This is a genomic window from Bartonella queenslandensis (genome assembly GCF_018155095.1).
GTDB lineage: Bacteria > Pseudomonadota > Alphaproteobacteria > Rhizobiales > Rhizobiaceae > Bartonella > Bartonella queenslandensis_B.
In genome coordinates this window covers 60,603-74,957 of sequence record NZ_NAAI01000005.1, presented here as the reverse complement: position 1 = coordinate 74,957, position 14,355 = coordinate 60,603, and the positions used below count along the sequence as shown (strand labels likewise).

Annotated in this window: 8 protein-coding genes; 1 reads left to right on the top strand and 7 read right to left on the bottom strand. The window is 38.1% G+C overall.

What is annotated here, in order from left to right:
• Nucleotides 1-22: 22 nt before the first annotated feature.
• The 7 genes from B5V81_RS04645 to ssb all read right to left on the bottom strand — a co-directional run bounded on the left by B5V81_RS04645 (nucleotide 23) and on the right by ssb (nucleotide 10,167).
• A complete protein-coding gene (locus tag B5V81_RS04645; RefSeq protein ID WP_212112330.1) occupies nucleotides 23-1,222 on the bottom strand; it encodes an MFS transporter in 1,200 nt (399 codons plus the stop codon).
• 1,129 nt (nucleotides 1,223-2,351) lie between these two features.
• Nucleotides 2,352-3,470 carry a tRNA guanosine(34) transglycosylase Tgt gene (tgt, locus tag B5V81_RS04640; RefSeq protein ID WP_212112329.1) on the bottom strand — a complete coding sequence of 373 codons (1,119 nt, stop codon included), beginning with the start codon at nucleotides 3,468-3,470 and terminating at the stop codon, nucleotides 2,352-2,354.
• A gap of 1,510 nt (nucleotides 3,471-4,980) precedes the next feature.
• A complete protein-coding gene (locus B5V81_RS04635) occupies nucleotides 4,981-5,493 on the bottom strand; it encodes a peptidylprolyl isomerase (protein ID WP_212112328.1) in 513 nt (170 codons plus the stop codon).
• Nucleotides 5,494-5,511: 18 nt separating this feature from the next.
• Nucleotides 5,512-6,114 carry a peptidylprolyl isomerase gene (locus tag B5V81_RS04630; protein WP_212112327.1) on the bottom strand — a complete coding sequence of 201 codons (603 nt, stop codon included), beginning with the start codon at nucleotides 6,112-6,114 and terminating at the stop codon, nucleotides 5,512-5,514.
• The gene (coaD, locus tag B5V81_RS04625; protein ID WP_212112326.1) at nucleotides 6,104-6,622 is read right to left on the bottom strand and encodes a pantetheine-phosphate adenylyltransferase; all 519 of its coding nucleotides are present in this window, start codon (nucleotides 6,620-6,622) and stop codon (nucleotides 6,104-6,106) included. Before coaD ends, B5V81_RS04630 begins: the two co-directional genes overlap by 11 nt.
• A 24-nt stretch (nucleotides 6,623-6,646) precedes the next feature.
• Nucleotides 6,647-9,430, bottom strand: a complete 2,784-nt coding sequence (gyrA, locus tag B5V81_RS04620) for a DNA gyrase subunit A (protein ID WP_212112325.1) — start codon at nucleotides 9,428-9,430, stop codon at nucleotides 6,647-6,649.
• A gap of 230 nt (nucleotides 9,431-9,660) precedes the next feature.
• Nucleotides 9,661-10,167 (bottom strand): single-stranded DNA-binding protein, encoded by a 507-nt coding sequence (ssb, locus tag B5V81_RS04615; RefSeq protein ID WP_212112324.1) that lies wholly within the window; start codon nucleotides 10,165-10,167, stop codon nucleotides 9,661-9,663.
• A 334-nt stretch (nucleotides 10,168-10,501) separates the two neighbouring features.
• Here ssb and uvrA point away from each other — a divergent pair, with 334 nt between their 5' ends.
• The gene (gene uvrA, locus B5V81_RS04610) at nucleotides 10,502-13,417 is read left to right on the top strand and encodes an excinuclease ABC subunit UvrA (protein WP_212112323.1); all 2,916 of its coding nucleotides are present in this window, start codon (nucleotides 10,502-10,504) and stop codon (nucleotides 13,415-13,417) included.
• Nucleotides 13,418-14,355 lie beyond the last annotated feature (938 nt).

Below are 14,355 nucleotides of genomic sequence, written 5' to 3'. Positions count from 1 at the left end.
TTTATTCAAAATAAGAAAAATATTAAGCATGCTTCTCCATAGACCATGAGATGCAAAAAACCATTAATCCACACAAAGTTAGAACACTCCCTAAAACAGCTGTATATTCATAACTATAGCCCAATTTTAAAACCAATGCTCCAGCTTCTGCACCAAGAGCGTTGGCAATATTAAAAGCAGACTGCATTAATGCTCCTGCCAAAATCTGTCCCTGTAGTGCAACATCCATAATTTTTGTTTGTATAGAAGGCATAGCAGCAAAAGAAGTTCCCACCAAAAAGCACCCTATTGCAGCTGTTAACGGAGCATAGGATAAAAAGAAAAAAAGAAAAAAAACAAATACGCTCCAAAGCATAGAAAAAAATATCATCGGTGAAATGCCTATTTTAATAGCCAATTTAGGCCCCAAGAGATTTCCTACAACCATCCCCAATCCCACTAAGGGCATGATAAAAGGCACCCACTCAAGCGAAACACCAGAAATATGCATGAGTGTTGACTTAATATAAGTGAAAACAGAAAATAATCCTGACGCTCCCACCGAAACCATTGCCAAAAGAATCCACACCTGCTTTTGTTTTAATGCTCCCATTTCATGTAAAGGACTCGTTCTTAAGGTCCTTGAATCGCAAGGTAAAAAATTCCAAATAAGCAAACAACACAATAAAGCAATCATACCCACAAGGATAAAAGCAATCTGCCAACCAATAAGTTGACCAACCCAAGTAGCCCCTGGTGCTCCCAAAACAGTTGCAATCGTTAAGCCAAGCATAACAGACCCAACAGCTTTAGAACGTTCATTCGTTTTCACCATTGAAGCGGCAACCATAGCCGCAAGTCCGAAATAGATTCCATGGGGAAGACCACTAAGAAAACGTAATGCAACTAATATGCTAAAATCAGAAAAAAAAGCACTAGAAATATTTGCTAAAGCATAAAAAAACATCAACCCTATTAAAACAGTTTTGCGCGATATCTGAGCTGTTGCAACAGCTAAAAGAGGTGCTCCAATCACAACCCCTAATGCATAAGCAGAAATATATTGACCCGCAGTAGAAATATCAACATATGAACTTCGTGCCATCTCTGGCAAGAGTCCCATTGCAACAAACTCTGCAGTCCCAATAGCAAAACTCCCCACTGCAAGAGCTAAAATTGCTAAACGCCGTATTCTCGAATCAATCTCCAATGCAAGAATGTTTTGTTGATGAGAATCCTTCATGTTATCACTTCTGGAGAAAAGTTTTAGCTATAGACATCTGTAATACGTAAAAATAAAAATTCAAAACATTGTTACACGCACGCTAAATCATCCCCAATAAAGTTTTAGAAACATTCTGATATATAAGCATTTTATGGAGTTTTAAGTAAAATTCTTTAATGGAAGACCTTTTAAAAACCTAACGGTTATAGATTATAGATGTATTTAACTATTTTTATGAGCCCAACCAGATAATAAATTTTTTCTTCTGTTTTCAATAGTTTTAATTTTATTCTAAAATCTTTAATTTAGAAAGATATACCACACGACTATAAACAACTTTAAAATTTATCAAAGAGTACATTCAAAACAAGTGAACAATATCTCATCATTATCTTGATACAAGTATAAAACTTCTTCCCAATTTATTGTTTCTTCGTTTTTATTACCTGAATCCCCCCCTTCCAAATCGATAAGCGATAATTTCAATGAGTACGCCATCCTTATGCATTACTGCAGAGTTTTTTATTCTCATGATAATAGTGCTCGAATTCTCCATTGGATAAATAATCATATTTTAGAATTATTCCTCCTATTTCATCTCATAGAGGAAAAATATAAGATAGTTTTTTATTGAATACATTATCTATAAATGTTAAAGTGTTTACGTACTATAATATTAATTATTGTATAAAGTTTATAAATAAAGAATAAAAAAATACTTATCAATATTTTATAATATTTAAAATTATACTCTTTTAAATATTATTTTATTTTTCTTTTAAGTTTCTAAAAATTTACCTGTTCTGCTGCATGTAACACATTTTTTACCTTTCCCAATAAAAAACGCAAATGAGCCCATAAAAATACAATTTTCATACTTCTTTAAGAGTTCGCTAACGCCTCATTAACATTGTTGCTTTAAACAGTGATCCGAAACAGAAATAAACTGTTTTTCTCCGGATCAGGTAGCGCGTACCGGAGTAACAGTTTCTGTTTTGTATGATAATTACAAAAAGAATATGTGCCCCATAAAAGTGCACCTTGATGTTTTAAGATAGTGCAACTTTATATTTTGGGAAGGTATTTATAATTCCATTTTTGCGTAAAATTTGTAAGTAAAAAAACACACTATTAGATGAGGAGTGTTTTAGCGTCCTTGTGCCCACAGAGCGCGCGTTTCAGTGCAAAAATCAGCATAACAGCCTTCTTCAATGGCATCACGAATTCCTTGCATCAGTTGTTGGTAATAAAAAAGATTATTCCAAGTCAACAACATACCACCAAGAGATTCACCAGATTTGATCAAATGATGCAAATAAGCACAACTATAATCATTTGCCGCCGGACAAAGTGACTGTGGATCAAGAGGATGAGGATCTTCTGCATAACGTGTATTACGCAAATTAATTCTACCAAAGCGCGTAAAAGCTAAACCATGACGCCCTGCACGCGTTGGCATAACACAATCAAACATATCAATACCGCGTGCAACACTTTTTAAAATATCATCGGGTGTTCCCACTCCCATAAGGTAACGTGGTTTATCTTCTGGCAAGATCGGACAAGTAGCATCCAACACTGCTGTCATAACACTCTGCGGCTCACCAACAGCAAGCCCTCCAATCGCATAACCCTTTAAATCCATTTCTTTTAACGCTCGAGCAGAACGTTCACGCAGTTTCATATTATCACCACCTTGAACAATCCCAAACAATGCTTTATCTGGCTGATTTCCAAAAGCTGTTTTACACCGTTGTGCCCACCGCAATGAAAGTTCCATGGCTTCTTCCATCTCTTTTTCAGTGGCCGGTAATGCAATACATTGATCCAACTGCATCTGGATATCTGCATCAAGAAGTCCTTGAATTTCGATAGAACGCTCTGGACTCATTTCATAGTAGGCTCCATTAATGTAAGAGCGAAAAATTACACCTTTTTCGGTAATTTTTCGGATGCCCGCCAATGACATAACCTGAAAACCACCAGAATCGGTTAAAATAGGTCCATTCCAACGTGAAAATTCATGTAATCCCCCCAAACGCGCAACACGTTCAGCTCCTGGACGTAACATTAAATGATAAGTATTCCCCAAAATGATATCAGCTCCAAGATCACGTATTTGGTCCATATACATAGCTTTAACGGTTCCTGCTGTTCCAACAGGCATAAAAGCAGGTGTACGAACACATCCCCGTCCGGTAATAATTTCACCTCGACGCGCATACCCATCTTGAGCAATTTTTCTATAGTGAAATGTCTTTATCATCACTCTCGTCTTTTTGCTTCCACCAACGCATACCTCTATAGAAGAGAAAAAGATATCTCCCTTACGAGTATTGTCATAAACGTCATGAATTAATTATTGATTCGATCGACATTGTAACCAGCATAAAAAATTAAACGAGATAAAAGAACATTTGTTGTGAAGAAATCACCATAATAAAGAAAGAATCTAGCTTCAGAAAATAACAAAAATATCATACCTCGAGAAGATCGAGACTTAACATACCAAAGCCTTAAAAGAACCGTGAAATTCTTATCCCAATAACCTCATCTTTACATACTTTCATAAGCAATAATTTTGTACGAATAGAAGAAAATTTTAATGACATTGTACAACTTCCAGTATTCTGCACTCTTATTTTGGGAAAAGCCATCCTCACGCTTAACAAAAATGCAAATTAGCACCATCATTATAGATGCTCTCAATATCGCTCTTAGCACTTAAGAACATTCATAAGAGGCATTTTTATTCCCATCGTTTTTCTATACACCAATCCCACTTGTGGCATACCAAAAGAATGATCGTGATTAATTCACTCTCAATCAATACTCAGCTGATATCCCCCACCATGAGAAAGAGAACTATTTATACAAACTGATACGCGCAGGCCCCCCTATAAAGTGGAGAAAAAATCAATACTAAAAGGGTTGAATAAGAGAAGCTTACAATATTTAGAGCTCTCCTTTAATGTACAAAACAATAAATTACCATTATAAACCAATATATTGGTATATAATGCGACTTATCTATAAAATTATTCAGAGTTTTTTTATTCCCCTATCTTTGCAACATTTTATTTGAAAATAGAAAAGATCATATTTTTTATTTTTAATATCTTGCAAATACATTCGTACAATATAACGTTCAAAATACAGAACTCTCCAACTTATATACAGTCCACATCAGTGCAACAATTTATTACACAACTTCATTTTATATCGTCACATAGGTAGATTTATCAATCTTTTTAAAAGAACAGACACAAAAGATAATTCATTCAATCAAACAATAAAAACGCTTTTTATGAAGAACCCAACCAAAGGCTCTACTATATAATATTAAGCTGAAAAATTGTATGACGGCACTTCCCTAGCTCTTATCCGTCTCAATATGTGTTTCAATCATGCTGACGCATGAAGATTGATGTTGATATACAAGCAGCAATAAAAGCACATACCTTTTCAGGAAAGTAGCATCATAAAACCATTAAGAAACCGGTAATGAAACGAAGAGAAGTGCCGTCTTTTTATAAAACACTTTGCAAAACAACAACTCTAACAGAAATGGCTTGACGTTTTCTTATCCTGACAGCTGCCTTTACTAACCTTCACGTCATATTCGTGAAGATCAGATTGAAGGGAATAATGGAGAATTTTTGTCTCGAAAATATGAAAGGTAAGCATGATATTACAAAATAGTTTCATATGCCTTTATTGATCAGAAAAGAGGTTTTCCTTTTAGCAATTTACGATTGAAATGCGTATGATTTATACTATTTTTCATCCGCAGCAATAACAGCTTTGGTAATTGCATCAGGATCTGCAACAGGTTCACCACGTTTAATTTTATCAACATTTTCCATACCCTCAACGACCTGCCCCCATATGGAGTATTGACGATCAAGCCACGGAGCATCTGCAAAACAAATAAAAAACTGAGAGTTAGCAGAATTTGGATTCTGACTCCGTGCCATAGAAACTGTACCACGCTTATGAGAAAGATTTGAAAACTCTGCTGTTAAATTTGGTTTTTCTGAACCTCCCATCCCCGCACGTGATAAATTGAATTTCTCACTATCCTTTTTTCCAAATTGCACATCCCCAGTCTGAGCCATAAAACCATCAATAACACGATGAAAAATAACATTATCATAAGCACCTTCACGGACAAGTTCTTTAATACGTGCAACATGATAAGGCGCTAAATCAGCAAAAAGCTCAATAACAACTCTGCCCTTCGTTGTCTCAAGAATTAAGGTATTCTCTGGATTTTTATTCTCAGCCATATGGAAAACTCCTTTGGTTTATCTCTCGATTTGTAAGGTAGCAGCATGAATAACATCAGGATTTGTTACAGATCCATTATTACTTGCGGTCCCTTTTTTAATTTTATCAACAACATCCATTCCCTTTATAACCTCTCCAATAACCGTATACTGACCATTTAAAAAAGGAGCATCGCCAAAACAAATGAAAAATTGAGAATTCGCGGAATCTGGATCTTGTGAACGTGCCATCCCAACAGTACCACGCTTAAAAGGCTGCTTTGAAAACTCAGCCGGTATATTGGGATAATTTGAACCTCCCATACCAACGCGTTTCAGATCAAAATCTCTACCACCTTTTTTTCCAAACTTTACATCACCAGTTTGTGCCATAAAACCAGGAATAACGCGATGAAAGACAACATTATTATAAGCTCCCTCTTCTGTTAGTTTTTTGATTTGCGCAACATGTTTTGGTGCTAAATCAGGAAGCAAACGAATAATCACATCACCATCTTTGAGAGATAAAATAAGAAGATTTGCATCATTGTCTGAGCTTACTGAGCTAGAATTATCAGCGATAGCACGCAATGAAAAAAAACAAAAAGCACATATCAAAACAGCAAAAATTCTACGAGACACAATGTTTTTCCCCTAAAGACTGAAATTTCGAGCGCAAAGCTTGTGCAATATTGGGCGGAACAAATGGTGTCACATCCCCTCCCATAGAGGCAATTTGACGAACCAATGTAGACGTTATCGCACGTCCAGAAACGCTTGCCGGCAAAAAAACAGTTTGCAATTCAGGAGCCATAATGCCATTCATTCCTGCCATTTGCATTTCATAATCAAGATCAGTACCATCACGCAATCCACGAATGAGAAATGAAGCACCAACTTCACGCGCCTTCTCAATGAGAAGATTGTTGAATGAAAGAACCTGCAACCGATTAAAATCTGCACCGAGCAAGTCTTTCCCTATCTGTGTAATGAAGCCAACACGCTCTTCAAAGCTAAAGAGTGTCTTTTTATTAGCTTGTATACCTATAGCAACAACCACCTTATCAGCTAACACAAAACACCCTTTCAAAACATCAAGATGACCGTTTGTAAGAGGATCAAAGGAACCTGCGTAAAGAGCAATTTTCATAATTTCACTCCATCCTCTTCAAAATTATTTTTCTTCATTCATATTGACCATATCAATATGCTTCTCACCTTCATCCTCTAATGAACGCGTATCATCCTCAGATTCAGAAATACGCTCAACCGATACAACTCTTTCACCTTCGGCTGTATTAAAAATCGTCACGCCCTTAGTTGAGCGCCCAGCAGTACGAATTCCCTCAACGGGGACGCGAATAAGCTGTCCCCCATCTGAAACCAACATAATTTGATCTTGCGCCTTCACCGGAAAAGCCGCTACTAATTTACCAATTTCAGCTGTTTTAGATGGATCTGTTGCACGAATCCCTTTTCCACCACGTCCCGAAATCCGGAATTCATAGGAAGAAGAGCGTTTACCATAACCAAATTCACTCACCGTTAAAAGCATTTGTTCACGTGCATGAAGTTCTGCATAGCGCTCATCTGTTAACTCTGTTTCACCCCCTCCATCTTCCTCATCAAGAGTGATAATATCTTCAACCTCAGCATCTGCGCCAGCAGCACGCCGTTCATTCATCACACGCTTAATATAAGCAGAACGCTCAATGGATGTCGCCTCGACATGCTCTAAGATTGTCATCGAAATGACTTTATCGCCTTTAGCCAAATTGATACCACGAACCCCCACAGAATTACGCCCTGCAAAGACACGAACATCCACAACTGGAAAACGAATACATTGTCCATTGGCTGTTGTGAGAACAACATCATCATGTTCGGTACAGGTTTCAACCGAAAGAATTTCATCTTCTTCATCAAGTTTCATTGCAATTTTACCATTACGATTAACCTGAACGAAATCTGATAACTTATTACGACGGACAGTCCCACGAGTTGTCGCAAACATAATATCTAATGCGCTCCAGCTTGCTTCATCTTCAGGTAAAGGCATAATCGTCGTAATGCGTTCGCCTTGTTGTAAGGGAAGCATATTGATCAAAGCTCTCCCACGCGATTGCGGCGTCCCCAACGGTAGTCTCCAAACTTTTTCCTTATAAACAATCCCACGTGATGAAAAGAAAAGAACCGGTGTATGCGTATTGGCGACAAACAACCGCGTTACAAAATCCTCATCCTTTGTGGACATACCAGAACGCCCCTTACCACCACGGCGCTGTGCACGATAGGTATTAAGAGGAACACGCTTAATATAGCCACTATGGCTCACCGTTACCACCATATCCTCTGGCGCAATCAGATCTTCACTCTCCATCTCAGCGCTACCAAAGCCAAATACGGTACGACGCGGCGTCGCAAATTCCTCACGAAGAGCACTTAATTCATCCTTAACAATATGCATAATGCGTACACGCGATGCCAAAATATCAAGATAATCAGCAATATCTACGCCAATTTTATTCAATTCATCAGCAATTTCATCACGCCCAAGGGCTGTCAAGCGTTGCAAGCGCAATTCCAAAATAGCGCGCGCCTGTTCTTCAGAGAGATTATAAGTATTATCCTCATGAATAATATGACGGGGATCATCAATAAGTTTAATCAAAGGTGCAACATCCATCGCTGGCCAGCGTCGCTCCATTAATTGCACGCGCGCTGTCTGCGGATCGGGAGCTTTGCGAATAAGCGCTATGATTTCATCAATATTGGCAACCGCTAGGGCCAGACCAACCAAAACATGAGCCCGCTCACGCGCTTTACGCAAAAGATATTTTGTTCGCCGACTGACAACCTCTTCCCGAAAAGCAACAAATGCACGAAGCATATCAAGCAACGTCATTTGTTCAGGCTTTCCCCCATTTAACGCAACCATATTACAACCAAAAGAAGTTTGCAGCGGCGTATAACGATATAATTGGTTCAAAACAACTTCCGCAACAACATCTTTCTTCAACTCAATAACGACACGATATCCATCACGATCAGATTCGTCACGCAAATCAGAGATTCCCTCAATGCGTTTATCACGCACCAATTCAGCCATTTTCTCAATCATCGTTGCCTTATTAACCTGATAAGGAATCTCACTCACAATGATTGCCTGTCGACCACTGCGAATTTCTTCAATATCAACTTTAGCACGCATAATGATGGAACCACGCCCTGTCTCATAAGCTGAACGGACACCAGAACGTCCAAGGATAATCCCCCCTGTAGGAAAATCTGGACCAGGAATAATTTCAATTATTTGATCGAGTGTGATATTGGGATTATCAATCAGAGCGATACAACCATCAACAACTTCACTAAGATTATGGGGCGGAATATTGGTTGCCATTCCCACAGCAATCCCCCCTGATCCGTTAACCAAAAGATTGGGAAAACGCGCTGGTAAGACAACCGGCTCACGTTCACGTCCATCATAATTATCCTGAAAATCAACTGTATCTTTATCAATATCAGCTAAAAGCTCTTCTGAAACTTTTTCTAAACGACACTCAGTATAGCGCATTGCCGCAGGAGGATCACCATCAACAGAACCAAAATTCCCTTGTCCATCAATCAATGGATTTCTCAAAGAGAAGTCCTGCGCCATACGCACCAAAGCATCATAAATCGAGGCATCACCATGGGGATGGAATTTTCCCATAACCTCCCCAACAACACCAGCAGATTTACGATACGGCTTATTAAAAACAAGCCCCATCTCATTCATAGCATGAAGGATACGTCGATGAACAGGTTTAAGACCATCGCGGACATCGGGGAGAGCCCGCGAGACAATTACGCTCATCGCATAATCGAGATAAGAGCGTTGCATTTCATCAATAATACTGATTGGCTCAATACCGGTCAGCACATCACGTTCTGGCTGTGGAGTAAGATCGGTCACAATTACACAACTTTCAAAAAAAGAATCATTTTACTTTATTTATATCGAAAAACACACAAAAATGCTAATTTCTCTCTCATAACAAAAAAGAAAATTAACAATATTTTTCAAGATCTTATTTATTACTATTAAAAGTTATTAATAATAAACAGGTTTTACTTCACAAAACCTCAAAAACCTGAAACAGATAAACCATAAAGAACGCGTAATATACTATAATTTAAAGACTCTTAGAAAGGGACGTCATCATCTAATTTGTGAGAAAAACTCTCTCCTACTTGGCTATTATTTTGACCAAAAGTATTTCTCTGATTTGAGCTACTATCCGCAAAGCCACCACTATAACTGCCCCCTTGACTAGCGCCTTGCTCCCCACTCACTCCCCCTCGCCCATCAAGCATTTGTAATTCACCACGGTATTTTTGCAAAACAACCTCTGTTGTATAACGATCATTTCCATTTTGATCTTGCCATTTCCGTGTCTGTAACTGCCCCTCAATATAAATTTTACTCCCCTTTTTTAAATATTGCTCTGCAATTTTGACAAGGTTCTCATTAAAAATAACAATGTTATGCCACTCAGTGCGCTCTTTTCGCTCATTTGTATTCCGATCACGCCAACTTTCCGAAGTAGCAATACGCAAATTTGCCACTTGATCTCCAGAATTCAAACGGCGGATTTCAGGATCTGACCCGAGATTACCAATCAAAATAACTTTATTAAGGCTACCAGCCATCGCATAAACTCCAAAATTTTAATTCGTAAAATAGTCTATTATATAACAGTTATAACCATCTTGACCTTCAATTTACAGCTCTGTAATTGACCTTCAATATGGATGTTGTTATCCTTTCCCAATATTGGATCTGTGTAATTATAACAAAATATGATAACAACGCATAGTTTATTCCATCAGTAGAGAATAAAAAGCTACTCATTTGTATTTTTCTTTTCACAAAACTTACACCTTCTTTCTGCGTTAAAGCAATTAAGCACGTTGTAATTCTAAAAAAACAGTTTTATTCCATTTTTAAAGGCCTAATTGTTGTCACATATGCCAAGGATAAAATATGACTCATCAAAAATATATCTCCATTCGCGGTGCACGTGAGCATAACCTTCAAAATATTGATCTCGATCTTCCTCGTGATAAACTGATTGTTATAACAGGGCTTTCTGGATCAGGGAAATCATCTTTAGCTTTTGATACAATTTACGCTGAAGGACAACGCCGCTATGTCGAAAGCCTTTCAGCTTATGCACGCCAATTTTTGGAAGTTATGCAAAAACCTGATGTGGACCGTATCGATGGCCTTTCCCCAGCCATCTCCATTGAACAAAAAACAACCAGCCGCAATCCCCGTTCAACGGTCGGCACTGTCACTGAAATCCACGACTATATGCGCCTTCTCTTCGCTCGCATTGGTATTCCTCACTCTCCTGCTACAGGACTCCCTATTGAAAGCCAAACAGTAAGTCAAATGGTGGACCAAATTATGTCCTTACCAGAAGGAACGCGAATTTTTATTATGGCCCCTTTGGTGCGAGGACGAAAGGGAGAATATAAAAAAGAGCTAACAGAACTTTTAAAAAAGGGATTTCAACGTGCTAAAGTTGATGGAAAATTCTATGAAATCCCTGATATTCCACCTCTTGATAAAAAGTATAAACACGACATCGATGTGGTGGTAGACCGCATTGTTGTACAAAAGGATATCACCTCTCGCTTGGCTGATAGTATAGAAACCTGTTTACAGCTAGCAAATGGACTTGCCATTGCTGAAATGGCAGACCAACCCTTGGCACAAAAAGAAACAGCAAAAGAATCTGCTCATAAGTCAAAAAATGATACGCACAAACGACTTCTTTTTTCAGAAAAATTTTCCTGCCCTGTATCAGGTTTCTCTATCCCAGAAATTGAACCACGCCTTTTTTCGTTCAATAATCCTTTTGGAGCCTGTCCTCTTTGCGATGGACTAGGCATCAAAAAGGCAATGGATCCACTGAAAATTGTGCCCAATAAAAATCTTACTTTAAAAGATGGAGCCATTGCGCCTTGGTCTAAATCAGATTCACTTTATTATAGCCAAACCTTAGACGCATTAGGAAAAGCTTACGGTTTCAAACTCACAGACCAGTGGTGTGAACTCTCCGATGAAGCACAACAAGCTATTCTCTATGGTACAAAAAGAAATGAAATCTCTTTTATCTATAAAAACGATTCTGGTTCGCATAAAACAACTCAGCCTTTTGAAGGAATTATCCCCAATATGGAAAGACGCTGGAAAGAAACCGATTCTGCTTGGTCCCGTGAAGAAATTGAGCGTTATATGTCTTCTTCGCCTTGCCCAGCCTGTCATGGTTATCGTTTAAAACCAGAGGCCCTTGCTGTGAAAATCCATGGGATGCATATTGGACAAATATCAGATCTTTCTATTCTAAAAGCAGATGATTGGTTTGCCAATATCCATCAATATCTCACGGAAAAACAACGTAATATTGCGGTACGTATTTTAAAAGAAATTCGCGAACGGCTCGCTTTTTTAAATCATGTAGGACTGGAATATCTTACCTTATCTCGGAATTCAGGGACCCTTTCAGGGGGAGAAAGCCAACGTATTCGATTAGCCTCCCAGATTGGTTCTGGTCTTACAGGCGTCCTTTATATTTTAGACGAACCATCTATCGGTTTACATCAACGGGATAATGAACGCCTTTTGGAAATGCTGCGCCATTTGCGCGATCTTGGCAATACAGTTATTGTTGTTGAACATGATGAAGATGCTATTCTCACGGCAGACCATGTTGTCGATATGGGGCCAGCTGCAGGTGTTCATGGTGGTAAAATCATAGCGCAAGGAACACCGCAAGAAATTATAGAGAATCAAGCCTCTCTCACAGGACAATATCTTTCAGGAAAAATGGCTGTTAGAATACCGACTGAGCGACGCAAAATATCAAAATCAAAAAACCTTAAAGTCATCGGCGCCAAAGGCAATAATCTTAAAAACATCAGTGCAAATATCCCTCTTGGAACCTTCACATGCATAACCGGTGTTTCTGGAGGAGGAAAATCAACATTTCTTATTGAAACACTTTTCAAAGCAGCATCACATCAGATCATGGGAAGTCATCACAGTCCTGCTCGCTATGATAAAATTGAGGGATTAGAATTTCTTGATAAAGTTATCGATATCAACCAGTCCCCCATTGGACGCACCCCACGCTCTAATCCCGCAACCTATACAGGCGCTTTTACACCGATTCGTGACTGGTTTTCCGAACTTCCAGAATCAAAAGCCCGTGGTTATAAAGCAGGGCGTTTTTCATTTAATGTTAAAGGAGGACGCTGCGAAGCCTGTCAGGGCGATGGAGTCATCAAAATTGAAATGCACTTTTTACCGGATGTCTATGTGACTTGTGATGTCTGCAAAGGAAAACGCTATAATCGAGAAACATTAGAAATAAAATTCAAAGGTCAGTCTATCGCCGATATTTTGGATATGACAATAGAAAAAGCAGAGGAGTTTTTTCACGCTGTTCCCGCTATTCATAATAAAATGAAGACCCTTATTAAAGTAGGATTGGGTTACATAAAAGTAGGACAGCAAGCAACCACACTTTCTGGTGGAGAAGCACAACGTGTAAAACTTGCAAAAGAACTTTCACGTAAAACAACAGGACGTACACTCTACATTTTGGATGAACCGACAACAGGTTTACATTTTCATGATATTTCCAAACTTCTTGAAGTGCTCCATGAACTGGTCGAGCAAGGCAACACCGTCATCGTCATTGAACATAACCTTGACGTTATCAAGACAGCCGACTGGATTATTGATTTAGGACCAGAAGGTGGAGATCGCGGTGGTGAAATCGTTGCAATTGGACGCCCTGAAGACATTATTAAAGTTCCCGCTTCCTATACGGGAAAATTTCTAAAAGATGTTTTACTACGCCAATCTCTCTACAATTCAAACTCTTAAAAAAGCGGACCCTTGAAGATATGGCATACAAAAAAAACCCTGCACTTTTATTGTCGTCTGTAAATTAATATCTCATTCCAATACAGCAATATATCTGAAACAAAAACTGAAACGATAGCACTTTATAAGCTGTTTCAGTTTTCATATTGCCAAATAGGAACGCATGCATAATTGAATCTCCTCTCTGTTTGCTTCTATCTGAAACGATCAGACAGCCTAATTTGAGAAGAATAAAAATTTTTGAGGATATAAAAAATTCATTTTTACCAGCTCCTTTTAATTCTTATCTTGATGATTTTCAAAAGCACTCGCAGCGAGATCTTATAATGAGAATTGCGCATTGCTTCATGCTTTGGTTTATAGCATTCTCTAACAAGATCATGCGCCTCACGAAAAGACAGAATACCCCAGACGGAATATATTTGCATTGCCAATTCAAATACTTGTTAAAAAAAACATCTCTCAGTGCTCCCAACAACATCTCCTGTGAATGATATATTAATACATCCATCATTGTACATCAGCACCTTTATACTTAATGATGGAGCAAACCGCCGCTATTATGATAATTAGCCAGTCCCCATTACTACCCCAAAGCCCTTATATTTGAAACGCCATCTATTATAGGCATTTTATTTCTCTCTTAATCATTTTTATCCACACACGCGTACGATTTAGGATATACACAGATATTGTTTTGATTGAGTAACGATTAAAAAAATCTAAAATGAAAAAATCTCACGCTATTAGCATTTCTCATTCAATATGAAAAATTGTATAATTATCCTTATAAATCAACCTATTATTCAATAAAAAAATAAAATTTCTTATTATATTATTTTAATTCTTTACAAAAGAAAGTGTAAGATTTTTTCCAAAACAACAATATTTCACATTAATTCTACAAAAAATCTCCTCCAAGAGCATAAAGTATCATT

What these genes read in the sequence shown, in the direction of transcription:
- tgt (WP_212112329.1), bottom strand. Translation starts at nt 3,470, where the DNA reads ATGATAAAGACATTTCACTATAGAAAAATTGCTCAAGATGGGTATGCG.
- coaD (WP_212112326.1), bottom strand. Translation starts at nt 6,622, where the DNA reads ATGAAAATTGCTCTTTACGCAGGTTCCTTTGATCCTCTTACAAACGGT.
- B5V81_RS04645 (WP_212112330.1), bottom strand. Translation starts at nt 1,222, where the DNA reads ATGAAGGATTCTCATCAACAAAACATTCTTGCATTGGAGATTGATTCG.
- ssb (WP_212112324.1), bottom strand. Translation starts at nt 10,167, where the DNA reads ATGGCTGGTAGCCTTAATAAAGTTATTTTGATTGGTAATCTCGGGTCA.
- uvrA (WP_212112323.1), top strand. Translation starts at nt 10,502, where the DNA reads ATGACTCATCAAAAATATATCTCCATTCGCGGTGCACGTGAGCATAAC.
- B5V81_RS04635 (WP_212112328.1), bottom strand. Translation starts at nt 5,493, where the DNA reads ATGGCTGAGAATAAAAATCCAGAGAATACCTTAATTCTTGAGACAACG.